At 59.6% G+C, this 24450-nt stretch carries 26 protein-coding genes; 9 read left to right on the plus strand and 17 right to left on the minus strand.

The window, feature by feature from the left end:
* Positions 1–6: 6 nt before the first annotated feature.
* From V9G17_06785 to V9G17_06800, 4 genes are all read right to left on the minus strand, one after another.
* Entirely contained in the window at positions 7–399 is a 393-nt protein-coding gene (locus tag V9G17_06785) for a translation initiation factor (protein ID MEI2752292.1), read from the minus strand.
* Between the two features lie 205 nt (positions 400–604).
* Entirely contained in the window at positions 605–1171 is a 567-nt protein-coding gene (locus V9G17_06790) for a YaeQ family protein (GenBank protein ID MEI2752293.1), read from the minus strand.
* Between the two features lie 81 nt (positions 1172–1252).
* Positions 1253–1471: a VF530 family protein gene (locus V9G17_06795; GenBank protein ID MEI2752294.1), complete on the minus strand. Its 219-nt coding sequence runs from the start codon at positions 1469–1471 to the stop codon at positions 1253–1255.
* A 189-nt stretch (positions 1472–1660) separates the two neighbouring features.
* Positions 1661–2410 (minus strand): HNH endonuclease, encoded by a 750-nt coding sequence (locus tag V9G17_06800; GenBank protein MEI2752295.1) that lies wholly within the window; start codon positions 2408–2410, stop codon positions 1661–1663.
* 314 nt (positions 2411–2724) lie between these two features.
* On the opposite strand from V9G17_06800, the gene V9G17_06805 reads away from it, so the two are divergent.
* From V9G17_06805 to V9G17_06815, 3 genes are all read left to right on the plus strand, one after another.
* Positions 2725–4056: a YhjD/YihY/BrkB family envelope integrity protein gene (locus V9G17_06805; protein MEI2752296.1), complete on the plus strand. Its 1332-nt coding sequence runs from the start codon at positions 2725–2727 to the stop codon at positions 4054–4056.
* 420 nt (positions 4057–4476) lie between these two features.
* Positions 4477–6102, plus strand: a complete 1626-nt coding sequence (locus V9G17_06810; GenBank protein MEI2752297.1) for a peptide chain release factor 3 — start codon at positions 4477–4479, stop codon at positions 6100–6102.
* 473 nt (positions 6103–6575) lie between these two features.
* Entirely contained in the window at positions 6576–6746 is a 171-nt protein-coding gene (locus V9G17_06815; GenBank protein MEI2752298.1) for a hypothetical protein, read from the plus strand.
* A gap of 177 nt (positions 6747–6923) precedes the next feature.
* On the opposite strand, the gene V9G17_06820 is transcribed toward V9G17_06815, so the two are convergent.
* The 4 genes from V9G17_06820 to V9G17_06835 form a co-directional block, all read right to left on the minus strand.
* The gene (locus V9G17_06820) at positions 6924–7478 is read right to left on the minus strand and encodes an ATP-binding protein (protein MEI2752299.1); all 555 of its coding nucleotides are present in this window, start codon (positions 7476–7478) and stop codon (positions 6924–6926) included.
* Between the two features lie 81 nt (positions 7479–7559).
* Positions 7560–9143: a DEAD/DEAH box helicase family protein gene (locus V9G17_06825; protein ID MEI2752300.1), complete on the minus strand. Its 1584-nt coding sequence runs from the start codon at positions 9141–9143 to the stop codon at positions 7560–7562.
* A gap of 416 nt (positions 9144–9559) precedes the next feature.
* The gene (locus V9G17_06830) at positions 9560–11290 is read right to left on the minus strand and encodes a DEAD/DEAH box helicase (GenBank protein ID MEI2752301.1); all 1731 of its coding nucleotides are present in this window, start codon (positions 11288–11290) and stop codon (positions 9560–9562) included.
* A 29-nt stretch (positions 11291–11319) separates the two neighbouring features.
* A complete protein-coding gene (locus tag V9G17_06835) occupies positions 11320–12003 on the minus strand; it encodes an inorganic pyrophosphatase (GenBank protein ID MEI2752302.1) in 684 nt (227 codons plus the stop codon).
* A 570-nt stretch (positions 12004–12573) separates the two neighbouring features.
* Between V9G17_06835 and V9G17_06840 the strand changes: the two genes are divergently transcribed.
* The gene (locus V9G17_06840; protein MEI2752303.1) at positions 12574–12975 is read left to right on the plus strand and encodes a CBS domain-containing protein; all 402 of its coding nucleotides are present in this window, start codon (positions 12574–12576) and stop codon (positions 12973–12975) included.
* 332 nt (positions 12976–13307) lie between these two features.
* On the opposite strand, the gene V9G17_06845 is transcribed toward V9G17_06840, so the two are convergent.
* The 4 genes from V9G17_06845 to V9G17_06860 all read right to left on the minus strand — a co-directional run bounded on the left by V9G17_06845 (position 13308) and on the right by V9G17_06860 (position 16556).
* Positions 13308–13892 (minus strand): outer membrane beta-barrel protein, encoded by a 585-nt coding sequence (locus V9G17_06845; protein ID MEI2752304.1) that lies wholly within the window; start codon positions 13890–13892, stop codon positions 13308–13310.
* A gap of 397 nt (positions 13893–14289) precedes the next feature.
* Entirely contained in the window at positions 14290–14943 is a 654-nt protein-coding gene (locus tag V9G17_06850) for a hypothetical protein (GenBank protein MEI2752305.1), read from the minus strand.
* Positions 14944–15077: 134 nt separating this feature from the next.
* The gene (locus V9G17_06855; GenBank protein ID MEI2752306.1) at positions 15078–15794 is read right to left on the minus strand and encodes a Crp/Fnr family transcriptional regulator; all 717 of its coding nucleotides are present in this window, start codon (positions 15792–15794) and stop codon (positions 15078–15080) included.
* Positions 15795–16076: 282 nt separating this feature from the next.
* Entirely contained in the window at positions 16077–16556 is a 480-nt protein-coding gene (locus V9G17_06860; GenBank protein MEI2752307.1) for a DUF2127 domain-containing protein, read from the minus strand.
* 131 nt (positions 16557–16687) lie between these two features.
* Here V9G17_06860 and V9G17_06865 point away from each other — a divergent pair, with 131 nt between their 5' ends.
* Positions 16688–17047, plus strand: coding sequence for a nuclear transport factor 2 family protein (locus tag V9G17_06865; GenBank protein ID MEI2752308.1), 360 nt, complete (start codon positions 16688–16690; stop codon positions 17045–17047).
* 43 nt (positions 17048–17090) lie between these two features.
* Here the strand turns inward: V9G17_06865 and V9G17_06870 are convergent, their stop codons facing one another.
* The gene (locus V9G17_06870) at positions 17091–17519 is read right to left on the minus strand and encodes a hypothetical protein (protein MEI2752309.1); all 429 of its coding nucleotides are present in this window, start codon (positions 17517–17519) and stop codon (positions 17091–17093) included.
* Positions 17520–17962: 443 nt separating this feature from the next.
* On the opposite strand from V9G17_06870, the gene V9G17_06875 reads away from it, so the two are divergent.
* Positions 17963–18211: a GIY-YIG nuclease family protein gene (locus V9G17_06875; GenBank protein ID MEI2752310.1), complete on the plus strand. Its 249-nt coding sequence runs from the start codon at positions 17963–17965 to the stop codon at positions 18209–18211.
* A 75-nt stretch (positions 18212–18286) separates the two neighbouring features.
* On the opposite strand, the gene V9G17_06880 is transcribed toward V9G17_06875, so the two are convergent.
* The 3 genes from V9G17_06880 to V9G17_06890 all read right to left on the minus strand — a co-directional run bounded on the left by V9G17_06880 (position 18287) and on the right by V9G17_06890 (position 20366).
* Positions 18287–18787 (minus strand): ATP-binding protein, encoded by a 501-nt coding sequence (locus V9G17_06880; protein ID MEI2752311.1) that lies wholly within the window; start codon positions 18785–18787, stop codon positions 18287–18289.
* Positions 18788–19145: 358 nt separating this feature from the next.
* Positions 19146–19505, minus strand: coding sequence for a hypothetical protein (locus V9G17_06885; GenBank protein ID MEI2752312.1), 360 nt, complete (start codon positions 19503–19505; stop codon positions 19146–19148).
* Positions 19506–19595: 90 nt separating this feature from the next.
* Positions 19596–20366: a CBS domain-containing protein gene (locus V9G17_06890; protein MEI2752313.1), complete on the minus strand. Its 771-nt coding sequence runs from the start codon at positions 20364–20366 to the stop codon at positions 19596–19598.
* Positions 20367–20508: 142 nt separating this feature from the next.
* Between V9G17_06890 and V9G17_06895 the strand changes: the two genes are divergently transcribed.
* A complete protein-coding gene (locus tag V9G17_06895; GenBank protein MEI2752314.1) occupies positions 20509–21489 on the plus strand; it encodes a hypothetical protein in 981 nt (326 codons plus the stop codon).
* A gap of 40 nt (positions 21490–21529) precedes the next feature.
* On the opposite strand, the gene V9G17_06900 is transcribed toward V9G17_06895, so the two are convergent.
* Positions 21530–22768: a TCR/Tet family MFS transporter gene (locus tag V9G17_06900; protein MEI2752315.1), complete on the minus strand. Its 1239-nt coding sequence runs from the start codon at positions 22766–22768 to the stop codon at positions 21530–21532.
* Between the two features lie 98 nt (positions 22769–22866).
* Between V9G17_06900 and V9G17_06905 the strand changes: the two genes are divergently transcribed.
* A complete protein-coding gene (locus V9G17_06905) occupies positions 22867–23781 on the plus strand; it encodes an AEC family transporter (protein ID MEI2752316.1) in 915 nt (304 codons plus the stop codon).
* A gap of 225 nt (positions 23782–24006) precedes the next feature.
* The gene (locus tag V9G17_06910) at positions 24007–24180 is read left to right on the plus strand and encodes a hypothetical protein (GenBank protein ID MEI2752317.1); all 174 of its coding nucleotides are present in this window, start codon (positions 24007–24009) and stop codon (positions 24178–24180) included.
* Positions 24181–24450: the final 270 nt, after the last annotated feature.

Genomic DNA, 24450 nt, shown 5'->3' on the forward strand with positions numbered 1-24450 from the left:
GGGATCTCACCCTCCGGCAAACACAGGCCGGAATCCGGCGTTCTTCAGAATGCGCGACACCTCCTCGCGCTGATCACCTTGAATTTCGATCCGCCCTTCCTTCACCGTCCCCCCGACACCACAGGCCTTCTGCATCTCCCTAGCCAATTGTTCCTTCTCGGCCTGGCCGATGCCGGTAAATCCTGTCACGACCGTCACTGTCTTGCCACCCCGATGCGCCGTCTGCCGAATAATGTCCACCCGCCCGCGATTCTTCGCGTGGCTTGGCGGAACCGGAGTGGATTGGTCGGCCTTGTCTCGCGGTTGAGTCGGCGGCAGTTCAAGATTCTTCAACGCCGCAAACGGACTGTTCCACTGAACCGGCTCACCGTCGGTGGAGATGCGTTTCTTTTCCTTCATGCCGTCATGCTCCACAACTCGTCGTTCGTTCGAAGAAAAGAGCCTATGGCGTATAGCTCATAGCAGGAGCCGGAAGCGAAGAACGAATGGTGGATTGCTGAGAGCGTGGAGCCAGGGCCCCAGACCTCATCCTCCCATCATCAGCTATACGCTTATACTCCCCCACGCCATGCGCCATACGCTCTTGTCCACAACGAGATACGCTTCACGATTCACGCTTCATGGCGAGTGAGGATTCTTGTAAGGTCGTCAGCTCAATCTGCACGGCATTTGTCCCGTCACCGATCAACAACTGCCCATCCTGAACGGTGCAATGCAAATCCATGTTGCGTTGCGCAAGCCCGGCCAATGCCCGGCTGCCCTCCTGCGAGAGGTTCATCACGGTAAGATTTTTCAACCGACCAAGCGCAGCCAGATTTTCCTTCCACCACTGGTCTGCTTGACGACCACCATAGGTATAGACGCACACCTGCTTGGCGCGGCCGCAGGCCTGGCGGAGCGCCTTGTCATCCGGCAGACCTACCTCGATCCAGAGTTCGATGAGCCCCGTCAGATCCTTGCGCCAGAGCGCAGGTTCATCGTCAGTACTCAACCCGCGGCCGAACTGCAGCGCCTCATGCGCGTGCAGGACAAACGCCAGCAGACGCACCATCATCCGTTCGTCGGTTTCCGACGGATGCTGCGCGAGGGTGACCGTATGGTCCTCGTAATAGTGACGGTCCACATCGGCGATGTGGAGGACGGCCTTGAAAATCGTCGCATTCGGAGCCATGTGGATGTGATGTCCTTGTTCGCGGGACGTTTGGATTGAAGCAACCAGGTTCTGCAGCCACGGGAAGCGGACCGCTCAAGGTCAGGGCAACTCCGCGATATACATCCCCTCCACCCGCTCGCGCGCCCACGGCGTCTTGCGCAGAAACGTGAGACTCGATTTGACGCTTGGATTGTTGAGGAAACAACGCACCGGCAGACGACGGCCGAGCTCCGCCCACCCATGCCGTTCGACCAGGGTGGTCACGATGGTCTCCAGCGTCACGCCGTGCAATGGATCGCGGGGATGGGAGGTCGTCATGATGTGATGGTGTATAACATGGAGGGTGAAAATAGCACGAATGGGCTACCCCCTGAAGATCCGAAACAACCAACCGACTGCGAACGATATCCGACCTGAGAGAAACATTCACCCCCAAAATCGGTAATAGCGAATTGCGGCCTCCCAGGAGTCAGCTCTACTTGTGTCCGAGGCACGCCTCTCACAAAACTATGGATGCTGCCCAATCTCCACAATGGAACTTGTTAATGCATAGAGCCACGGCAAGACACTCATAATCTTGTCAGATTTTTCAAGGTTGCATTTGGCGCACAGGATTCGAACGTTCTGCGCAGATAGGCTGCTTCCGCCCTTTGAATAGGGGATGTCGTGATCGTAATGGAGATTCTTTTGGAAACCACATTGGACACACTTACCTTGATCTCGTTTCCAGACTTCAACTTTCACATGGGTCGGAATCAGCCGTTTGGGTGGAAGTTCCATGATTCGGCCAAAAGATTTCTTTTCGACAGGCTTGAGGAAGAACTGGAACACTTTTCTCTTTTCCTCCCGCAACGTAAAGTGTGCGTCGAACAGCTCAAAGAAACCCTTGTAGCACCATACCCCGACGGCAATTTTTTCGTATACTTTCACCAGCTCTGCCTTTTCTTTCAGCCCGCGCTGAAAATCCATGGCTGCCTTAAAGAATCGGCCATTTTCCGTCCAAGTCCCCTTTGGTGTTGTGATCGGTTGATCAACCTCTTTGGGATTAGGACAATCTTTTGTCCGTGGCTGATCATGGCCCTCATACACAAGTATTCCTGTAGCTTCATCAACTACATCTCGATACGGAGCATTCGCGCGTTGAGACATGAGTAAGATGGAATAGTCCTTTCCCGCTCCAAAATTCATTCCCTTCTGAAGCATCAATTTCTCAGCGCCGACCAGTTCTCCATAACTAATGATGTCATCTACATTCATATAGGCCCCATGAAAATACCATCAGGCGGCAAACTCTACTTACTCAGCGAGATGCGCAGCAAGATTATATGCCAAGCTACGCCCCTGGCTCCATGGGATTGCCACCTGTGCATAAGTGATGAGTCCACGGGGAAAATCGTAAAACGATATTGGGGGCGTCCCGCCATAATGCCCGCGCGGCACAGTGGCATTGACCCAACCCAGTCGACCAGGTGCACACGTTACTAATCCCTGTGCAGTGTCCCTGGGCAGTGAATGGTGCACAGTCACGGTGATTCGCGGTACAGTGTGCTTCTCGAGGTACCTGATACCCCATGACGAAACTGGCTCACATCTCACAGTTCTTCAAGCAGGACCTGTGGACCATTGATTCCGCGTCTGTGCCCACGCTCCAGCGCATCGGCATTCATGCATTACGGCTGGCGATCGCCGTGGCACTGGAATTTCGCCATCGACTGCTTGATGCCCGGGCCACCGGATTGGTGTACACCACGCTCCTCTCCCTGGTTCCCTTTCTTGCCGTCATGTTTTCGGTCTTAAAAGCCTTCGGGGTCCATCAGCAGATTGAACCGGTCCTGGCCCAGGCACTGGAACCGCTGGGCCCGAACGGCCAGGAAATCACGCGCACGATCATCGGCTTTGTGGACAACCTCAAGATTGGCGTGTTGGGCATCGTCGGCGTCGCGGGGCTGTTCTACACGACCTATTCGCTCATCGACAAAATCGAGGAGGCGCTCAATGCCATTTGGCTGGTACGGGAAGGACGATCGTGGGGACGGAAGTTTGCCGATTATTTGAGCGCCGTACTGGTCGGTCCGTTGCTGGTGGTGACCGCGTTCGGCCTGCTCGCCTCCGTTCATAGTAATACCCTTGTGCAGCGTGTGTTGGACATCCAACCATTCGGGTATCTGATGCTCCTGGCCGGCCAATTGTTGCCCTTTGTCATTTTGAGCGGACTCTTCACCTTTCTGTATAAGTTCATCCCCCACACACAGGTGCGATTCGACTCCGCGCTGGTCGGCGGGATCACCGCAGCCGTCTTATGGGGCCTTGCAGGAGAAGCATTCGCAATGTTCGTGGCTCAGTCGGCCCAATACAGCGCCATCTATTCCGGCTTTGCGGTGCTGGTTCTATTTTTGCTCTGGCTCTATGTGGGATGGCTGATCGTGCTGATCGGCGCGCAATTCTCGTTTTTTCATCAATATCCCACCGCCTATGTGTCGCGTTTGCTCTGGCAGCAAGGCACCCAGGCATTTCGGGAGCGGTTGGCTCTGAGCCTGCTGGTAGTCCTGACTCGACAGTATCTGAAGGGCGAGGGACCGATGCCTACAGACGACCTGGCCGTCGAGTTACACCTCCCCGTCTCGCTCGTGGCAGAACAGGTACGGCATCTGGTGGACACTGAACTGCTCGGCCTCATGGCCAAGCCCGAAGGGATCAGTCTCACCAAGCCGCCCGAGTTGGTTTCCATCAAAGAGGTCCTGGATGCCATCCACAAAGGACGTGCCGCCGATGCGACGATCTCGCTGGGTACGGACGACGGCGTCCAGGAGATGCTATGTCGACGCGATACGGCCATCGAACAGGCACTCGCCGGCCAAACCTTGCGCTCCCTTGTCGAGATCCCCCTGTCTCGCAAAACGTGACCAGTACCCCATTGGGCTTCCCTCTGGGCCCCCATCACCCAGGGCGGGCAGCCTAGTGGTCCCCAAACTGCGCGCGTCCAACGCCCCCTCGTTCATTCAAATCCAAGGGGAGGGAGGTGAGCGGCTCTCACTGCGCGCATAGGACGAGCACATTCCGATCGTGCGCGTTCCCCATCTTCTCAGTTTCCATTCTCCCTAGGGATGGGGGCTGGGTGATCTCCTACTGCGCGCCGTCCAACGAGGGCCTTCCCAGGCCGCGCGTTGCGCGAGCACAGGAGATCACCTAGCCCCCCATCCCGACTTCCCCTCCTTGCCCCCACCCCGCTCCGACTGATAAAAGGAAGCGGTACCATCCAGCGACACCAGGCGGGGCCTTATCCCTGCCCCGCTGGCAGCCTCCTAACCACGACGAGAAAAACCATGTCTCTGCCGGTTGAGAATTCCGCAGCCGATGAACTGCGGCGCGAAGTATCGCGACGACGCACATTCGCCATCATTTCCCATCCGGACGCCGGAAAAACCACACTGACTGAAAAGCTGCTGCTCTATGCCGGCGCAGTGCACCTGGCCGGCGCGGTGCAGGCACGCTCTAGCCAGCGTCAAGCCAAGTCCGACTGGATGGAATTGGAGCAGGCGCGCGGCATTTCGATCACCTCCACCATGCTGCAGTTCGATTATCAGGGCGCGCGGGTCAACCTGCTCGATACGCCGGGGCACCAGGATTTCAGCGAAGACACCTATCGCACACTCATGGCCGTGGACAGCGCCGTCATGGTGCTGGACGGCGCCAAGGGTATCGAGCCGCAGACCAAGAAACTCTTCGCCGTCTGCCGCAAACGCGGCATTCCGATCCTGACCTTCATCAACAAGATGGACCAGCCTGGCCGCCACCCGTTCGACCTGTTGGATGAGATCGAACGGACCTTGGGGATGACGGCGGTGCCCTTCAATTGGCCGATCGGGGAAGGCTCCGGCTTTCAAGGTGTGTACGACTTCCAGCACCGCCAGGTGCTGTTCTTCCAGCGCACGGCGCACAATCAACGACGAGCCCCGATGACGGTCGAGGCCTTCCCCAATCCGAAACTGGCGGAAACCCTCGGCGATGCCTACGGCCCGCTGCAGGAAGAGATCGGGCTCTTGACGGGCGCAGGCACCTCCTTCGATCGGGAGCGGTTCCTCGCCGGCGAACTCACGCCGGTGTTCTTCGGCAGCGCGTTGACCAACTTCGGCGTCGGGCCGTTCCTCGACGCGTTCACCAAACTCGCACCGCCTCCCGGCCCCCGCCAAACCACCCAGGGACTGATACAACCGACCGACGAAGCCTTTTCCGGCTTCGTGTTCAAGATTCAGGCAAACATGGACCCGCAGCATCGCGACCGCATGGCCTTCCTCCGCATCTGCTCAGGACGCTTCGAGAAGGACATGATGGTGCATCACGCCAGACTGGGCCGCAAGATCCGGATGACGCGCCCCCATCGCCTCTTTGGCCGCGACCGGGAGACGATCGACGAAGCCTACCCAGGTGATGTGGTTGGGTTGGTGAACCCTGGCTTGTTCACGATCGGAGACACCCTGACCTCCGACCCCGCACTGACCTTCGATCCCATCCCACACTTTGCACCGGAATGTTTCGGCCTCTTGCGGACGCAGGACATCTCCAAGCATAAACAGTTTCAGAAGGGGCTCAAGCAGCTGGAAGAAGAAGGGGTCATGCAGATTTTCTATTCACCCGACCACGTGCGCCGCGAACCGGTGCTGGCGGCAGTCGGGGAACTGCAATTCGACGTCGTCATGTCTCGCCTGGAAAACGAGTATGGGGTAAAGACATCCGTCGAACGTCTGCCTCATGCCCTGGCCCGCTGGATTGTCGGCGATCCCGCGACGATTTCGGCTGTCTATTGGCCGTCCGATACCATCCGCCTCGTCGATCAACAAGGCCGCGGCGTCATGCTGTTTACCACCGAACACCTGCTGGCCTATTGCATCAAATCGAACCCGTCCATCAAGTTTCTGTTGCGGGAAGAAGTGACCGGCACAGAAGGCTAAGAATTCGCCTGAAATCGTGCCCTCCTGAGCCCCTTCGCGATCGAGGCATCTGTTTCATTGTGGCCTTTGTCCCTGAGAAATTCCGGGTGTACCATGACCTCGGCAATGTGTCGTGGACGACGGATGCCATTCGCCGTGCGCTACAACAATCAGACCGACAGGGGCTCCGGCCTGACACTTCACCTCGTCGCCTCGCACAAATTTCTGAGCGACACCACAACCCTTAAAATGTGTTATAACGAGTCGGCATTTCAGACCAGTGCTTGGACGCCACATAACATGGTGAACGCGAGCACGATCACACCTCTCGCTGCCCTTAGCGCCTCAGGCTAGTTCGGCCCAGGTGCGCTGCCCGCCTCCTGTCATGATTTCAGGTCTTGCCGCCTTCATGGCCGACTCTCGGCATGGAACGGCGAAGCGCACTCAATCGATGACTGGCAATTGAACCGACACACGTGTTGAGGAGAAGGACCATGCCGAAGGCAAGAACTGCAAAAAACTGTTACTACTGCGAAGCGGAAGACCGCATCAAGATGACCTTTATGCTCTGCGGCCTCTGCCATCGGCACTTCTGCAGCGCGCATGGCGTGCCCGATCTGGAACAGTGCACCAAGTGTTTGGAGGCGAGCGAAGAAACGGAATAATCCTCACAGAATGCTGAAAAAGTCTGTCAGCCGCGTTCTCGCATCGCTCGTCCCCTCCACGTACCCCTGAGGGTACGCCTGCGGGCCCTCACTCGCTGCGGCCTTGCTGAACAGCCTTTTTGAGCATCCTATGTTCAGGCCATCGCTTCTCGAACGACCCTTGGGGAGAACGACTCGTCAGGCGGTCTTCTTTTTCCGCTTCTGCTTGATCCCCACCATGACGGACACCTTCGCTTGCCGCGACAAGGCTTGATCGATCCGGCTTTTTCCGTTGGTCGTCAAAATGACCAAGCCGTTATGATCCTCGATGCGCTGCAACAGATGAGCCGCTCCGGCGGCGGTAGTGGGACCGGCGCCATCTTTGCCCGCCCGGCCTGTAGCGAACAGCGCATCAGCCCCGTCAAAGAAGAGAATTGATCCACTCCGTTCCGCCTCATCGAACACCCGGTTGATGTTTTTCTCGGTTTCGCCGACTCGACGGCTCACGACGGAAGAGAGATTCACCTTCGCTAAATCCAATTGCAGTTCCTCCGCCACCAATTCCGCCGCCTTGTTCCGACGAAGCGGAGTGGAACCGGACAGGACGACCACCGCCACCGACGGCCGCTTCGCGCGAGTGGCCTTTGCTCGGCGGGCCGGCGCTGCTTTCTTGGTCTCTGATTTCTTCACCGCCTGCTTCGTCATCTTCTTAGCGGCCGCGCGCGGGCGCCGCTTCACTTGTTTCCCAGCCATGATTGCCTTCCTCTCACATCAATATTCAACGACCCCGTCACTCACCGATCGAGTCTGTCATCATTACCACACTTCAGCCGCTCAGCGCTTCTTGTCGAAGCCGGAATCCCGCCATTTCTCCAGCAGGGCGATCCGCCGCTCTAATTGCGGAATGGTCGCCTGATCGACCCGGCCGCCGGTGCGCTTGATCAGTTCCGCATTGAGCTGCCGATGATCCATGCCGCACTTCCGCGCCACCGCCCCGACCAGCGAGCGATGTTTGTCCCGCAAGATGTTTTTCTGGTCGTGCAACGCGACCGCCAATTCCGGCTGTCCCTTACCTTCACCGGCCGGATCGCCCTCGTCCGCGCCGATCAACGCATCGAGCCGCGCCACGCCGTTCAGCGGGATATATTCTTTCAGGGAAGTGGCCGCCGTGCCGAACAATGTCCGTTGCACGGACGGCATGATCTCTTCAAGAACGTGATCGCGCTCGACCTTGATGCGTTTGGCATAATGTACCAGCGTCGCGTCTTTCGGCAGATAAAGCCAGGCCCGTTGCGGTTTCGGCACCTTATCCTGCATCCGCACGAACCGGCCGACGACCTGACGGAAATACATCTCGGTCAACACGTTGGTCGCATACACACCGACCCGCAGGCGCGGAATATCGACGCCTTCGCTCACCATATTTACCGCCACCAGCCATTGTTGAGTCTTATGGTGCGCAAACGTTTCGATAGTTTTCGAGGCAGCGGGGTCGTCGGAGACGGCCACCAACGCGCGTGTGCCCGTGAGCTTCAGAACCAGGTCCGCCACCTGCCGCGCGTGATCCTGATTCATGGTCACGATCAACCCGCCCGCATCCGCCTGCTCCTGTTTGCGCAACCGCTGCAACTCAGCATGGGCATCGCTCAAGACAGGCCCGAGCCACGTCTCCTGAAGCAGCGCCGTCTTGAGTCGCTCCCGCTGACGCTCGAAGGTGAGCCCGTCTTCGAAGGTGGCCCGATGCTCACGCCCATCCGACAACCAGGTCAATTCGCCTTCGTAGCTCGGGAACAGAATCGGACGGCAAACCCCGTCACGAATCGAATGGGAGTACCCATAGGTGAAATCGGCCTGGCTTTCACCCTGCTCATACCGCACGTATGGGATCGGATTGTTATCCGAACGGAAGGGCGTGCCGGACAGTGCGAGGCGAAAGACCGCTTCGCCGAAAGATTCGCGCAGCGCCTTGCCCCAATCTTTGCCGTCACCGGCATGGTGCAACTCGTCGAGGATGACCAGCGTTTTGCGACTGCGGCAGGCGCGCCGGAACACTTCAGGCGCCAGACAGACTTGCTGATAGGTCACGACCGCACCGTGATAGTCGCGGGCCTCGCAGGCCTGTTCATTCGACAACGCCGGATCGAGTTGAATGCCGACCTGCCCCGCCGCGGAAGCCCACTGTGTTCGAAGATGGTTCGTCGGGCAGATCACCAACACACGGCTCGCAGCCCGGTCGGCCAGATATTGATGGGCGATCCGGAGCGCAAAACGCGTCTTTCCGGCAGCGGGCGTCGCGGTGACGAGATAGTCCTCGCGCGGCTGCGCCAACACGTCGGCCACCGCCCTCGTCTGCCAGTCCCGCAACACAGCTTTCCATGGGGCGAGCGTCACGGCCATCTCAACACGGTTCCTCTCCATCGCCTGATATCATTGGAACGGACTCTCACTCCTGCGCCATCCCCTTGGCTCACTACCCAAGGTCATACGCCACCAGACTCTCCCCGCAATGGCTCGACGAAGCGAGGCACCACAGAGACTATCCGCCTGTCACTGGTCTGGGAATGAGGTGTGACGCACACTCTGCCGGCACTCCCTCACGATCGCGAGGCGGCCGACACGGTCTGGGTGAGACGCATCATGTCTAACGGGATGGTATCGCAAAATCGACCAAGCAACAAGAGCCATGCAGGAAGATGCCGAGCTGAAACGGTGGCGATGGCCCAGCCTGCGCGGGGGACAAACCGACTGGACTCGACGGCGGGAACGGTTGACAGAGGATCCCCTCCGGAGGCTGAAGTGGTGAGCCGGTCGTGACAGCCGGCTCACCTTGCGGCTTAGTCTCTGAATAACCTCACGGCGACTTTTTGCCCTTTGATGCGTGTCCGTCCGAGAGCCTCGATAATCTGCCGGGCGGCTTCTTCCTGTACATCCACCAGGGAGAATCGCTCTTCGACCTCGATCGCTCCGATCATGCGCGACGGCACACCCGCTTCGTTGGCAATGGCTCCGACGAGATCTCCCGGCCTGATCCCCGCCGCACGACCGGCTCCGACATACACACGTACGGTTCCGGCCGCCCGACCACCGCGAGCAGGTCCACCTCGTGGCGCACGCGCACGGTCCCCTTGTTGGGGAGCGGACCCGTATGCTGGACGTGACGGCCGATAGGGCTCGGGCGCCCTGGTCGAGACTGCCGGGATTTCTTCTTCCGCCCGCTCACCGCCATGGGATCGATAGACCAGCTTGATGGCCGCCGCCGCAATATCCGCCGGCTCTGCCGACGCAGACAGCGCGTCCACGACACGACGAAAATCCTCCAACTCGCCGGCCTCCAAGGTTTCTTGGATGGAGGTCTTGGTCCGCTCCAGCCGCTTCGCCAGCAAATCGCCGAGGGACGGCACGGCCGCGACCGTGATTTTCGCTTTGGTATGCTGTTCGACCGCGCGCAATAACCGGTGTTCCCGTGGCTCGATGATAGTCATTGCCGCGCCTTCGCGCCCCGCCCGTCCCGTTCGCCCGATCCGATGGACATAGACTTCCAACGACGAGGGCAGGTCGTAGTTAATCACGTGGGAGACGGAGGGGATATCCAACCCGCGCGCGGCCACGTCGGTCGCCACGAGCAGTTCGGTTTGCCCTGAGCGAAACGCTTGCATCACGCGATCCCGTTGCACCTGGCTCATGCCGCCATGGATCGCCTCGGCCCGATAGCCGCGACCATTCAGCGCCGCCGTCACTTCATCCACTTCCAACCGCGTCCGGCAAAAAACGAGCGCCGACTTGGGCGTCGCAATATCCAACACGCGAGCCAGCGCGGACACCTTATGCTGTCGCGCCACCACATAGGCCGTTTGCTGCACACGCGGGGCAGCGCCCGCTTTCACCGGCTCACGCGCAATCGTCACATCCACCGGATTCTTCAAGTGTCGGCGCGCGATAGACGCAATCCTCGGCGGCATGGTCGCAGAAAACAACGCGGTCTGCTTGGTCGCAGGAGTCTGTTCGAGAATGGCATCGAGGTCGTCGGCGAACCCCATGTCGAGCATCTCGTCCGCCTCATCGAGCACCACGACTTGTAAATCCGCCAGCTTCAACGTCTTGCGGCGCAAGTGATCCAAGGCTCGACCCGGCGTCGCCACGATGACTTCCACCCCGCGCCGGAGAGCCTGCAGCTGAGGTCCCATCGCTTGACCGCCGTACAAGGCGAGCACGCTGATCCGCAATTCCTTGCCGTACCGCTGCACGGCCTCACTCACCTGAACGGCGAGCTCCCGAGTCGGCACCAGCACCAAGGCGGTAGGACGTTGTCGTGGGCCATGGGCGATCCGCTGCAAAAGGGGCAACGCAAACGCCGCCGTCTTTCCGGTTCCCGTGGCGGCCTGGCCCAGCAGATCGCGTCCCTCCAGGAGCGGAGGGATGGCTTCACGCTGAATCGGGGTGGGCTCTTCGTAGCCCAAGGCCTCCAGGGTGGTCAACAGCGAGGCTTCTAATCCGAGCGCGGCAAACCCGGGAGAAAATCCCTTGGCCGCCGGCTCCGTCTGCGAATGCGTCGTGGTGTGTTTCATGAGGGGGGGATAAACCTTTCTTGGTAGTACTAGCTGTTCATGCCGGCGGGCCACATGAATTCCAACTCAGGGAATTTCTGTTTGTAGTCGTCGTGACTGGCGTGAATGACTTTCATGGCCTCATCGCGGCCGTACATGCTCGTGATCTCAACCTTGTGCTGCGTCGATCCGGGGGCGTGTTTGTAGGTCAGGAAATAATGGTGCAGGCGATCCAGGAGTGTCTCCGGACAATCTTTGAGATCGGTAAACGTTCCGTACACGGCGTCGTCCCGCATGACCGCGATGATCTTGTCGTCCGCCTCGCCGCCGTCCGCCATGCTGAACCCGCCGATGGGCCGGGCCGTGAGGAGGATGTCGCTGTGCGGAATCGTCTTCTCGGTCAACACGCAGATATCAAGCGGATCGCCGTCTCCGACCATATCCGGTCGGCCGGCCCGCGCGCCGAACAGTTTCGCCACGCGCTCGCCGCAATAGGTTTGCGGAATCAGCCCGTAATAGGACGGACAGTAGTTGGAGAATCGCTGCGGACGGTCGACCTTGAGAAACCCGCTGGCCTTGTCCACTTCATACTTCACCGTATCGGTCGGCACAATTTCGATATAGGCCGTTACCAATTCAGGCGCATGCTCGCCCATGGACACCCCGTGCCAAGGATGCGCCTTGAACATCAGGCTCATCAGTCGTCGCGCTGCATCGATTTCCTTCTTGCTCATCCTAGTTCATTCCCCCTGTGAATCTTCTCGGAACTGACGGTCTGTTGATCGTACGATCCGCGAAGGTCTGGATTGATTCTGCGGCACACTGCAATGAAACATGTCTAATCGGCGAGAGAAACCGACAGTGTATAACACATCGGGGCCAAATGAAACAGCAGAGACTCTGTGGCCGGCTCCCGCATCGATGACAGGCCGCTCTCTCCATCAGAGCGAACCCTCAGAAACTGCCGCTCCTGCGGAGCCACATCAGAGGCCATACCGCCTTTCACTCAGCAAGAAACGGGCGCCACGGTCAGCCCCAACCGATCAATAGTCAGTCGCGATCGGCCATTCGACTTGATCTATCAGCCCCCGCCCCACCCCTTCCACGCAAGTCGCTCCAATCTCTTAAGAATGGTCGCCCCGCGACCGATATGGTAACCAGCACAGGAACGCAGACCGTTGCGCACATTCCATTGCTGCCCACGAGATCCGTCCATGTCCCAACCAGGTCCCGACGATTCCCCGACAATGCCTTCCCCGATGGTCCTCCCCGGCACCATCGCACCACCGACAGTTCGCACTATCATGTCGACACGAACCGTGACCGTGACCATGGACGATTCCCTTGCTCGAGCCCGTGAGCTCTTCAATGAACATCATTTCCACCACCTGCTGGTCGTGCAGGGCCCGACACTCCTCGGCATCATTTCAGATCGCGACCTGCTGAAGGCTGTGAGCCCGAACATCGGGAAGCTGTCCGAAACCGATCGCGACCGGGCGACGCTCAACAAACGCGCCCATCAAATCATGAGCCGGACACTCATCACGGTCACCGCCGACACGACCGTGGAAGCCGCCGCACGACTCCTGCTGGAGCATCGCGTGTCCTGCCTCCCCGTCGTCACCACGGACAGGCATCTTGAAGGCATCATCACCTGGCGGGACCTCCTCCGCGAATATCTTCGACACGATTCCGCCGGCGGCTGATCGCGGGAAGATTCCCGCACCGCCACGTGCCTGCGCGACCATCCGGACGAACCACATCCATCGCCCACCGCTCAGCCCTCCCGCGCACGCGGCACAGGCAACAACCAGCCGGAGGCCTTCTTACCGCCCTCACATACCCGACCGCCATTTCAGAAAAATGTACGCAGGTTCATCGGCAGGCTGCGAGCTTCGCAGGCTTGATCGCTCGAAGAAGCGGTTGAAGGAATCAGGTGGCAGCCGCGACGGCAGCCAGTAACGGCTGAACCGTTACTGGCTGCCCACGGATAGCGCGATTCCCGCGCGAGGACTCGCGCGAAAATTCGAGGACTGAGTTAGAAGGTATGGCGCACACCGAAAATCAGGCCCATGGCGGACCCGTCACTCTCGGGGTGATTGCGCTTCCAGGCCGCCTCCATATTCAACATGAGGCCCTTCGGCGCATCCTGGACGAGGTTGGTCAACGCGTAATCGATACCGCCACCGATTCGCCAGGCAAACGTATCTCGAACATCCTTCGTATTGATATTCACGCCAAGACCGGTGGTGAAATACGGGATGAAGTTACCGAAATGCCCGGGCCGATACTCCAGATTCACCGGGAGAAGCGTAATGGTATTGAGGGAGCCGTTTTGTGGCGAATCAATCCCATGATTTTCCCACTCCAACATCATACCGAGACGAAACCACTTGTTCAGCCCGAACATGCCTTGAAAATTCAGCGCCGGACCAACCGTCGACACCCCGGCACTCTGCGTCATGAAGCTCGGGCCCACACGAAACCCTGCCGTGAACTTCCCCTCTTCGGCCATGCCCTCATGAACCCACTCGGCGGCCTGAGAGAGCGCGGGGGCCAGGCTCAACAAGACGCTCAGCACCACTGCCCCACCGAACACACACTGCTCACGAATCCTACGCATACTACCCCTCCTCTGATAGTAAAATATTCTTGACCAGTGCACTCTAGGCAAGTCGCCGCACCATTTTCAAGAAAAAGTGTGCCGCGGTGGAAGGCGGAATACGCTCGATACGTGGCGCACACTCAGACGACATTCCCGTCACAGAACGGCACGCCATGAAAACCATTAGTACGTATCATTGAGAAGAGGCCAGGATGATGGAAACGTCCAACCCGAGGATGAGTGCGGGAGCGACAAGATGAGACAGGCCGCAACAGGCCTGATACCCGGCAACAATTGTGTCGAGCGCAGCCGGGGAGCAGAACATTCGCTCTCCGGCTGCTGGGCCCGGCCTCCGAAAGCATGAGCCGTGAGAGTCGGCTCTGTCAGGAGATGCTACGTACCTACCCGAAACCTGCTAAAACTTCGCAGGGAATTGCGCCGCCAACGCCTGAGTCAGCGCATCGGACACCACATAGATGTGTTGCTTCATGCCAGTCCAGGTCTCCGCCTCGTGGACATAGTCTCCGTCTTTCAACTGCTGAAACTGCGTCAGATGATGCGCGGCATGGGCCATGAGTAGTCCCATCAACGTATCCTTCGGCAAATTCGGATTGGCACCGCTGAGGAACGTCGAAATCTCTGCCGCATTCGCGGTGAGAGCCTTCACGGCCGCCTCCTGCTGGCTCGCCGAGCCTGCCACGGTCGCATCCAAATGATCACGAATGGCGCCATAGTGACCGGCCAACAGCGTAAAAAGCTTGTCGGATGCCGCCTTGCCATAGAACGGCTCGATCGACCGGGCAATCTGCTCGGCGTTGGCGACCACACCCGCTTCGGCGGCGCTCCGTGCAGGCGCATTTTTATCCATCGTCGCCACGGCCACATTGCGAATGGACAGGATATGGCCGAGCCAGAGATCCCGAAGCACGGCCTTGGTCTCCGCCACCTTGGCCGGGTGCGCCGTCGCCGACGGAGACACCGTTGCGGCAGGCGAATCAGTCGAATGGGCACAGGCAATCGGAGATAGGGCCAACAGGAACACAGGCAACGCTCGAACCAGCTTCTGCATGATCACTCTCCTTTGGAAAATAGTAATAGCACGGCCGGATCAACCGACACCGGCCGTAGCATCGATAGGCAAGGATAGAGAACGGGGGCAAGCCTGTCAGTTAGCGGGATAACATTGCGGGAAGAATTGTTGGCCTAGAAGCCGGAATCGCTGAGATTGGCAGGCATCTTTTCCGCAGCACTCAAAAATCCGTCGAGACCGACACGATGCAACAGCAACCCGTCCTTCCGCGCGTAATTGATCAAGCCCCGCTCGCGCAACTGGTTGAGGAGGGTCGAGACCACTTCCCGGCGCGCACCGATCATCTGCGCCAGATCGTCCTGCCGGAAATAATGCGTGAGTCGCACCCATTCGCCGTCCGGCTCGCCGAATTCATCGGCCAGCCGACCCAGCGTCCGCACTAATCGCTCCATGGTGCTGCTGAATGAGAGGGTCTGGATCTGGTCATAGGCCGCCGACAGCTGCTGCGCGACGTTGGAGAGAAACAGTAGGAAGGCGGGACGATTGTTCTGCAGATGCGCCACAAATTCATCGAAGTTCAATTCGACGATCTCGCTGTCTTCCATCGCCACGGCCCGTTCGCGACGCTCCCCGGTGCAATGACAGAGCTCGCCGAACACCTCTCCGGTTTGATGCAGGCGGAGAATCAATTCACGGCCATCCTCGGTCAGAGAAGTCAACTTCACAAATCCTCGCCGAAGGAAGAAGACACTCTGAGCCGAATCACCAAGGCCGTAGACGAGTTCGCCCTTGCCCACGGCACGCCCAGGCCTGTTCATGAGCTGCTCACAGAGTTTGCCGCGAAAACAGCCCGACAGAGCGGCGCAGTGACGGTGGTCTGTCATATTCATCGCCGTGTACATCGTGTGTCCCTCACTCTTGCGCATTGTACCGGGATCCTGAATCGCGTGACCAGTCCCCCGCACGAAGCACCATGACTCTCCTCCACCTGCCACGGCGTCGACGGCCACAGAGACCGCTTACCCCCGCAGCTCAGCACGCACATCCATGTACCCCAAGACACTCCTCCGGGACGAAGTATCCGCAACCTCGTCGCCTACCTCGCCACCCTCCGTGAGCCCGACCACTGATACCGACCGCAGCATCGCCCCCGTACGCCGGCTTCCCGTCGTTCATCGGAGCGTCCGCTCTCCGAGTTGCCGCACCAGATACCCCACGATGGCAACATTGAGGAAGAGCATCGCCACATGCAGCACTGAGACTTGTCGTATCACTTCGTAGAATTCAACGGGCAGGAACACACTGCTGGAGATGACGGTCATGTATCCCGCCCACGAGGCTTCAAGCCACAGACCGCACCCTTCGACGAGCAAAAGGACGGAGTACAACAGACTGGCATAGGCCATGAGCAGCAGGGTGTGAGACGAAACAACGGGGATCTTCAGCAGCAGCGCATGCACCAGGCGGGAATGCCCGTGCAAATGCAACGCATCCATCGCCGGAGCCAAAAATGTCGCGATCTCGGGATCCACCAGCCGAATCAGCGCCGCGCCGACAAGCAGCAAGACCATCCCCTTGGCCAGCTTGAAGAGGGCGATCAGTGTAAGACCTGTGTGTGATGGTGCTCGCGATTGCGCCAGGAATGGAGTCATGCTATGTCTCGCGACTCCAACCCAACCGAAACGAGCCGCGTTATCCTTCTACAAGCCTTACGGCCCCTTGTTTATCTCACCCGCATTGCCCAGGCTCCGCACATCATACTTGCAGGAAAGGTCAGATCGATATGAACGAACAACGGGCCGACAGTCTGGCTCAAGCCTGGATCGACGCCTGGAACCGGCACGATCTGGATGCCATTGTGCGCCATTATGCAACGGACGTGGAGTTTACCAGCCCGTTCGTGCCGGCGCTATCCGGTGAGCCGTCCGGCACCATCCATGGGCGAGACCCATTACGGGCGTATTTTCGAAAAGGACTCGACGCCTACCCGAACCTGCACTTTGAATTAATACGCACGCTGCCAGGGGTCGACAGCCTGTTGCTGTACTACCGTAGCGTCAACGGATTACTGGCGGCGGAAATGATGACGGTCAACGGAGCGGGGCAGATCCAGACGGTGCGCGTGCATTACGTCAAAGAATAGCCGGCGCGTGGGAGGCAATTGAGACCAGGCCGCGATGGACCGGTCACGAGGCAGCGGTCAAATGCCCGATGATCAGGTTGGCATCGCTGATCGGATCGTTGGTGAAGGGGGCTTCATGCCGCCTGGTGACGGCGGTGCTCAGTCGCTCTGCTGCCTGCCGGACCGCCAAAGGGAAGGCCTCATGCTGCTGAATCCGGCGCAAATGCTCCATGGCATCACCGCACCAGAGTCGTTCGGGAAACCGCGCCAACCAGGCTTCGGCGGCCGACGCCACCGCCCGTCGCGCACAGACCCGCGCCTTGCCTTCATTGCCGTTCTTCCAGGCCATCGCTGCCGCAGCGAGTTCGCGGTCGATCATCGTGACATCGGACATGACCGGGCACGCTACGTGGCCGATGCCGGAACTGTCAATCAGGAAGGGATTGATGACCCGCAGCACCCAGGGACTCAGCTCGAAACTGAAGGGCTGCATGGTCCGAGTATGCAGAGCGCGGAATACCTCTCAATAGACCCACCACAGTAATATTTCCCCGTCCTTTCAGGAAAATCCCTATTCCTCTCCGGGAATCAACCACGCATAGTGCTCCAGTCACGTGACAGGCTGCAGGCACAGCGACTGTATGCGACGGGAACCGCCCACGACAGACGAAACGATCATGACCACTCATTCTCTACGCAGATCTCACAGATATCGATTCCACGATTCGGTGCGCAAAGATCGAAAGTTCCTGGTCGTGGCACTGGCCTCAGCCCTCGTTCTAGCAGCCATACTCTCAAGTCTGGTGTTGGACTTCCCCTACACCATCCTCAAATAGTCGCGTCTCTCAATCCTTTTCGCTATCATTGGGCATCCGGGCGAAGAACCTTCGCTCCGCGCGGGTACCCACGCACAAAAAAATGTCGGCTCCACACCACATGACTTGGATTGTCTATATCCTCGAGTGCACCGACGGCAGCCTGTACACCGGGATCACAAATGATTTGGAGCGGCGCATGAAGGCTCATGCAAACGGGAAGGGAGCGAAATACACGAAGCACCGTGGGCCGTTCACGGTGCGGTACACCGAAGCGCTCGACAGCAAGGGGGCCGCGCTCCAACGTGAAGCCGCCATCAAATCACTGGATCGCGCCGCGAAAGTGGCGCTGATCGCATCAATGTCGTAATTCCCCAGCCGCAGGCGCATATCCACCGGCCTGACCTGCTCAGGCCCGTCACGCACAAACCTGATCAGCTCCGCCTCACTTCTTTTTCGTCACCTTCTTCTTGGGCGCGGGCTTTGGCGTGGATTTCGACTTGGGCTTGGGCGTTGCCTTGGCAGCAGCCTTTTCCTTTGGAGCTCCACCCCTTTTCTTTGGGGCACCGCCCAGCACAATCACCGGCTTTTCGGGCGAGAAGGCTTCCTCAATGCGGCTCTTTCCATTGGTCGTGAGGATGACAAGGCCCTGGTGCTTCTCGATGCATTGCAGGAGATGAGACACCTCGGCATTAGCATACCGATCATGAGCATCCTGCACCTGGGAGCGCTTGCTGAACAGCGCGTCCGCCTCATCGAAAAAGAGGATCGATCCATGACGGTTGGCCATGTCGAACACGCGGTTCACATTTTTCTCCGTCTCGCCCGCATGTTTACTGACGACTGCCGACAGATCCACGCTGGCCAGATGCAACTGCAGTTCTTCAGCCAACACCTCCGCCGCCTTTTGCCGGCGAAGCGGCGTGGCTCCGGACAGCACGATCACCGCACCGGACGGCTCCTGAACACGAGCCTTCTTGGACATTTTCGCAGGCGCCTTCTTCTGTTGCTGTGTTGCTGTCTTGCGTTGCCGAGTCCCCGTTGCACCTGCCATATCCTTCGTCCCTTTCCGGTTCTTCTATGACCCGCCTCATGACCGACACCCACCTTTAACAAGGTGCGGGGGCTGAGTATAACCGGTTCTGCTTCTCGTCGGCGAACTTCTTCTTGCACCCGTTTCGAGAGACTGCGGTGCCTCACTGCGCGTGCATTTTTGGCCGGCGCATTCCCTACCCCTGCGAGCGTCTTCTGAAGCTCACGCGTTGCGCGAGAAAAAAGACGCTGAGCAGACCAGCCCCCCGCGCCTACATCTCCATCATCTCCAACCGCACATCAAACTCATGACCACAGGCCGTACAGCGGATACAGTCGGACTCGACCGTGAGTTCATCCGCCCGGATACCCATGCCGCCGCAATCGGGACACCGGACGAGATGGACCTTTTGATCATCGACCGTTTCATACTGCACCCCATGGAGGCAGTAAACAGGCTTTCCGTCCAGCTGCCAGGGATGACCGGCATGGTCGCGCACCGGTAAAACGATATAGTGCTGCCGCACATAATCTTCCATGGCCTGCTGACTCGTAAATCCGTCCCGTATCAGTTTGCCGCTCACGGCCTCGTGGAGCGACTGTCCTTTCACGATTGCTTTGGTTGGCCCCATGTTCCACCTCCAGCGGCTAGGAAAGAAATCCCGCCTGCTCCGTGTGTTCCATCAGCTATCGGCCATCCGCCATTCGCTCTGCTCGTCCGATTACACTACGCCCGAGTAGTACCGCAGAATATTGGACACTGAGATGACCCCGATGATCGAGTCATCCTGCGTCACGGCCAGATGCCTGGTCGCCTGCTCCTTCATCATGCGCACCGCCTCGATCATCGGACGATCGCCTGCAATCGACACCACCGGCCGTCGCATACACACATTGACCGCCGTCGCGGGATTCACCCCCTTGGCGACCACCGCGCGAGCGAGGTCTGAATCGGTGATGAATCCGACATAGGCCTGATTATCGGTGAGTAGCAGCGAGCCGAGTTGCCATTGCTCCATGGCTTGCCCAGCCTCCGTGAGGCTGGCGTCCTGGGACAAACTACGGATCTCGGACGACATATGTTCGGCGACCGGAGGACCGACGAGCGCCTGCTGACTGGCTGGTGAGTATTTCGGGGCAGCGGCGCGGCGGGCTTCAAGTTCGGCGATACAACTTTCCAGCACCCGACTGCGTTGCAACAGTCGCTGTCGCTGACTCTCCACGCCGGCGCTTTCCGGAGCTTCGTCCGTCAGATTCACCAGGCCGGCGGCCTCGCCGAACTCGGCATATTCATACGCCTCCAGCAGCTCAGAGGTGTCTCCGAGTAATTCTGCGATGAGGTCTTCAGTGTCCCGATCGAACTCTTCGAGGTTACGGGTGGGAAAGCCCCTGCCCAGATAGGCGGCCAGATCGGCCAACTGCCTGCGCAAACGTTCAATGCTGCGATCGAGGGAGATCCGGGCTCGTTTGGGAGTTGTGCGCGTCGTAGACATGGCACCTCCTCTTTGTTTGGCGGGATGATTGATCTTACCCCTCCGAAACAGGCGAGGCAAGCGCCCGCACCGACTTGACCTTGGCCATCGGCACGTGCATGTTTAGGCCATGCCTCACACGTCAATCTCACGTCACTGTTCGGTGGCAGGTCGGACCCGCCAGACCGTGATCAGTTGCTCGTTCTTCCTACTCTGGTGTCTCTCGGGCTTAGGTGCGGACCGGGCTTTCTCCGCAGAACCGGCCACACCGGCCGCATCTCCCAATACCCTGTCAGGCCATGAGCTCCTTCGCATCGGGACCATCCACGACCAGCAGGAACACTTCCCGGAATCGCTGACGTATTACAACCTGGCCTTGTCCAAATTCCGTGAGAAAAAACAGTCCCAGGGCATCGCCACCACGTTGGTGAAGATCGCGCACATCAATGAACGCCAGAACCATCTGCAGCCGGCCCACACCGCGCTCAAGGAAGCCGTGTCGCTGTTCGCCAAGGCGTCGGACCGATCTGCCCATGCCGAGTCCCTGCTCGCCATCGGTCGAGTCTCCGCGCAGCTGGGACTCGAAGACGAATCGCGCGACGCCCTCACCCAGGCCGCCGCCCTCTTTACGCGCGTGCGAAATGCCCGAGGATGGAACGACACGATGGTGCAGTTGGGGTTGTTGCAAATCGCGGGCGGCGAGAACAGCACGGGGCTGACCACGTTACAGCAGGCCGCGGAAGAGGCGCGTACGAGACGGCACGTGGACCAACAGTTCACCGCCACCGTCGCGCTCGGAGATGCCCATTGGCTGCTCGGCCACACCACTGACGCACGCACCGCCTATATGGATGCCCTGAGCCTGGCCGAAACGGAACATCACCTGCCGTTCGAAGGCATGATGCAACTGCGACTCGCGCGGCTGGATACCGAGAAGGACGCCCTGAACGATCGCGTCGCCCTCGGGAAACGCGCGCTGGTCATCGCCCAAACCATCCACGATACCGCCGCCGAGGCTGAGGCCTGGTCGCTTCTCGCCGAGCTCTATCGAGAATCGGGGCACACCGCGGAATCTCAAGATGCGGAAACCCATGCCCTGGCGACCTACCGCAAGCGCGAATTGTCCGTGCACGGAAACCGGTAGCCCGTCAGACGACTTTCGTCGCTCAGACGGCTCGCGTCGATCAGACTGCTCGCGTTGCTCGCCAGGCGATACCCGCTCCGATCAGCAACAGTGCCGCCGATAACAGATAGGGCGCACCAGGCAGATGCCAGTCGGCCTGCGGACCGATAAACGCAGCAAACGTCTGCGTGAAGAGCGTGGGTCCGATCAACCCGGCAATGCCGGTCAGGCTGGCAATGGCGCCTTGCAATTGCCCCTGCTCGGACGCACTGACACGGCGCGTCATGAACATTTGCGACGAAGGACCGGCAAGTCCCCAAAACGCCATCACCGGAATGCCTGCACAATAGATCAGTGGCGTCGGCGCGAGCCCATAGATCGCAAACCCGGCGGCCCCGCACAGCAACCCGGTGATCAACGTGCGCCGCTCCCCCAGCCGCGCCGTGATCGGTCTCACCAGCGTGCCCTGGACAATCATGGCACAGACCCCGACCGCCGCAAGCGTGAACCCGACCGCCGACGGCCCCCAGCCATATCGATAGCCCAGGTACAACACCGCGACACTGGGCAATACTCCGTGCGCGAGGTTCATCAGGAAGTTCACCGTGGCCAGACCGAACAGCTCATGATGCGAGCGCAACAGGATCAACGCGCCGGCCGGATTGGCCCGTTTCCAGCGGAACGGCGCCCGCTTCTCCAACGGAAGCGATTCCGGGAGCACGAAGAACCCGTAACAGGCATTCAGCAGACTGGTCGCCGCCGCACCCCAAAAAGGCCAACGCGGATCGATGGCACCCAGCAGCCCACCCACCGCAGGACCCAACACAAACCCGAGGCCGAACGAGGCCCCCATCATGCCGAATGCGGCGGCGCGTTTCTCCGGCAACGTCACGTCGACGATGTAGGCGCCGGCCGTGCTAAAACTGGATGATGCGATGCCGGCGATCACCCGGCCCGCGAAGAGCCAGGCGAGACTGGGCGCCAGTGCCATAAGGATGAAATCGAGACCGAGGCCCAGGTTGGATAACAGCACAACCGGCCGCCGCCCGAAGCGATCGGACAGCGCGCCTTGAATCGGCGAGCAGACGAACTGCATCAAGGCCCAGGACGTGCCCATCAGGCCATAGATCTCCGCAGCCTGCGCGGTATCGCCGCCGAGGAACTCTTCGACCAGTTTCGGCAACACGGGAATGATGATCCCGAACGACAACATGTCGAGCACGACGGTGACAAGGATGAAGAAGACCGCCGCTTGCCGCGGTGCGGCTGAACTCTGCGAGTGTGTCATGGGATGGGCCATGGTAGCAGGCTCGCCTTCCAGGCGTATAGAAAAAGACGTAGAAATCAGTCGACTGATGCGCCTCCTATTCGAAGAGGTTTTCTGTTACCCTCCCCTCGATGCCCGCCACCCTCCAGGCCTTCATCGCCATCTTCTTGCTCGGCGCGTTGCTCCGGTCGTCCGGCCTGCTCAGAAAACTCCATGCGGAGCGTCTGGCCTCTGTGGTCTTCTCGATCAGCCTGCCGGCGACCATTCTGGTGTCCCTGGACCGGATGGTCTTTGCCCCCACGGCCTGGAAGCTGCCGTTGGCCGCCTGCCTGGTGACGCTCTCGATGTTGCTCTGCTCCTGGCCGGTCACCCGCCTCCTCCACCTGTCGCGCGCCACACGAGGGGGATTTCTCCTGGGCACCGGCTGTATCAACTCCGTGTATTTCGCCTATCCCGTCGTTCTCGCAACCCTGGGAGACAAGGGACTGGCGCAGGCGATCCTGTTCGATCTGGGACAAACGACGCTCACACTCACGGTGATTTATGCGCTGGCGGTGTGGCACAGCGCAAAGAGCGCCACCACCCGATCAGCCATGCTGCGGTTTGTGTCGTCTCCGCCGCTCTGGGCCCTCTGCCTCAGCCTGCTGCTGACCCTGTTCGGACTTCATCTTCCCGGCTGGCTCCGCGAGACACTGATCCCCATCCACCTCACCACAACACCCCTGGCAAGTCTGGTGCTGGGCCTGTCCATCAGCTTCTCCGCCGTGCGACGAACCTGGCCCTTGGCATTGCTGGGCGTGGGCATGCGCATGCTCGGCGGACTACTCCTCGGATTCGCCGTCGCCTATGGGCTCGACCTTGCGGGCATGGAACGGGCCATCGTGATCCTCATCGCCGCCATGCCTTCCGCCGTCACGGCGGTCATTTTTGCAACCGACACGGGCCTGGACGAAGACCTCGTCACATCGATTGTGGCCCTCTCGATCTGCGTCGGCGTGGCGCTGCTGCCATGGCTGCCGCAACTCGTCTTCTTGCTGGCGGGATAAACGGGCCGAATCCCGGCTCCAATGCATCGGCTCCGTAGACCTCCTCCGGTTATGTCCATCCGGCACCTGTGGGAATGGCGTCACGTATTGTGAGGTTTATGCGACGGCAAATTTTGCCTGGCGCGCGTTGCGACAGAGAACATCGCCGCCACAACCTTGCATCTATGCGAATAGCAAGTGGTTTTGCTGACTGTAGGACAATCCCTCAGAGCAATGAACGGCGGTATGGTGCTTGCTCTGCCAGATGCCGAATACACTGGAGGCACGATCATGCACGACCCTATGCTCTGGGCAAGTTGGTATGTCTGGCTGTTGGCGCTTCCCGCGCTGGTCATCGGCACCCTCATCTGGGATTGGGTGCAAGGACGACAGACCGTGCGAGTGCGACGGCGGCGCTAATACCACCCCTTCCCCGTCACCGAACACAGACCTGTTCACTCCGGGCGGCCTCCGCCTCCCCTCCCGATCAGCGCGTCACACACAGCCCATCCCCATTCGCCGCCCGCGACTCACCGCATTGAGGACCGATGCCTCTCCGGTCATTGCGCGGCGCGACCGTCCCAAATCCTCACAATTCTCCACCCCCTGGTAACCTTCCGGCCGAGACCTTCGGGTTTTACGAGTTCCACCTCGTGGCCCGAGTGCCGTATGAAAGTGCCGCACATGATT

Origin of the sequence: Nitrospira sp. (assembly GCA_037045225.1) — a bacterium.
Taxonomy (GTDB): domain Bacteria; phylum Nitrospirota; class Nitrospiria; order Nitrospirales; family Nitrospiraceae; genus Nitrospira_A.

Bases quoted from the DNA above. Each gene is read 5' to 3' on its own strand.
- V9G17_06785 (MEI2752292.1), bottom strand. From the start codon at position 399: ATGAAGGAAAAGAAACGCATCTCCACCGACGGTGAGCCGGTTCAGTGG.
- V9G17_06790 (MEI2752293.1), bottom strand. From the start codon at position 1,171: ATGGCTCCGAATGCGACGATTTTCAAGGCCGTCCTCCACATCGCCGAT.
- V9G17_06795 (MEI2752294.1), bottom strand. From the start codon at position 1,471: ATGACGACCTCCCATCCCCGCGATCCATTGCACGGCGTGACGCTGGAG.
- V9G17_06800 (MEI2752295.1), bottom strand. From the start codon at position 2,410: ATGAATGTAGATGACATCATTAGTTATGGAGAACTGGTCGGCGCTGAG.
- V9G17_06805 (MEI2752296.1), top strand. From the start codon at position 2,725: ATGACGAAACTGGCTCACATCTCACAGTTCTTCAAGCAGGACCTGTGG.
- V9G17_06810 (MEI2752297.1), top strand. From the start codon at position 4,477: ATGTCTCTGCCGGTTGAGAATTCCGCAGCCGATGAACTGCGGCGCGAA.
- V9G17_06815 (MEI2752298.1), top strand. From the start codon at position 6,576: ATGCCGAAGGCAAGAACTGCAAAAAACTGTTACTACTGCGAAGCGGAA.
- V9G17_06820 (MEI2752299.1), bottom strand. From the start codon at position 7,478: ATGGCTGGGAAACAAGTGAAGCGGCGCCCGCGCGCGGCCGCTAAGAAG.
- V9G17_06825 (MEI2752300.1), bottom strand. From the start codon at position 9,143: ATGGAGAGGAACCGTGTTGAGATGGCCGTGACGCTCGCCCCATGGAAA.
- V9G17_06830 (MEI2752301.1), bottom strand. From the start codon at position 11,290: ATGAAACACACCACGACGCATTCGCAGACGGAGCCGGCGGCCAAGGGA.
- V9G17_06835 (MEI2752302.1), bottom strand. From the start codon at position 12,003: ATGAGCAAGAAGGAAATCGATGCAGCGCGACGACTGATGAGCCTGATG.
- V9G17_06840 (MEI2752303.1), top strand. From the start codon at position 12,574: ATGTCGACACGAACCGTGACCGTGACCATGGACGATTCCCTTGCTCGA.
- V9G17_06845 (MEI2752304.1), bottom strand. From the start codon at position 13,892: ATGCGTAGGATTCGTGAGCAGTGTGTGTTCGGTGGGGCAGTGGTGCTG.
- V9G17_06850 (MEI2752305.1), bottom strand. From the start codon at position 14,943: ATGCAGAAGCTGGTTCGAGCGTTGCCTGTGTTCCTGTTGGCCCTATCT.
- V9G17_06855 (MEI2752306.1), bottom strand. From the start codon at position 15,794: ATGAATATGACAGACCACCGTCACTGCGCCGCTCTGTCGGGCTGTTTT.
- V9G17_06860 (MEI2752307.1), bottom strand. From the start codon at position 16,556: ATGACTCCATTCCTGGCGCAATCGCGAGCACCATCACACACAGGTCTT.
- V9G17_06865 (MEI2752308.1), top strand. From the start codon at position 16,688: ATGAACGAACAACGGGCCGACAGTCTGGCTCAAGCCTGGATCGACGCC.
- V9G17_06870 (MEI2752309.1), bottom strand. From the start codon at position 17,519: ATGCAGCCCTTCAGTTTCGAGCTGAGTCCCTGGGTGCTGCGGGTCATC.
- V9G17_06875 (MEI2752310.1), top strand. From the start codon at position 17,963: ATGACTTGGATTGTCTATATCCTCGAGTGCACCGACGGCAGCCTGTAC.
- V9G17_06885 (MEI2752312.1), bottom strand. From the start codon at position 19,505: ATGGGGCCAACCAAAGCAATCGTGAAAGGACAGTCGCTCCACGAGGCC.
- V9G17_06890 (MEI2752313.1), bottom strand. From the start codon at position 20,366: ATGTCTACGACGCGCACAACTCCCAAACGAGCCCGGATCTCCCTCGAT.
- V9G17_06900 (MEI2752315.1), bottom strand. From the start codon at position 22,768: ATGGCCCATCCCATGACACACTCGCAGAGTTCAGCCGCACCGCGGCAA.
- V9G17_06905 (MEI2752316.1), top strand. From the start codon at position 22,867: ATGCCCGCCACCCTCCAGGCCTTCATCGCCATCTTCTTGCTCGGCGCG.
- V9G17_06910 (MEI2752317.1), top strand. From the start codon at position 24,007: ATGGTGCTTGCTCTGCCAGATGCCGAATACACTGGAGGCACGATCATG.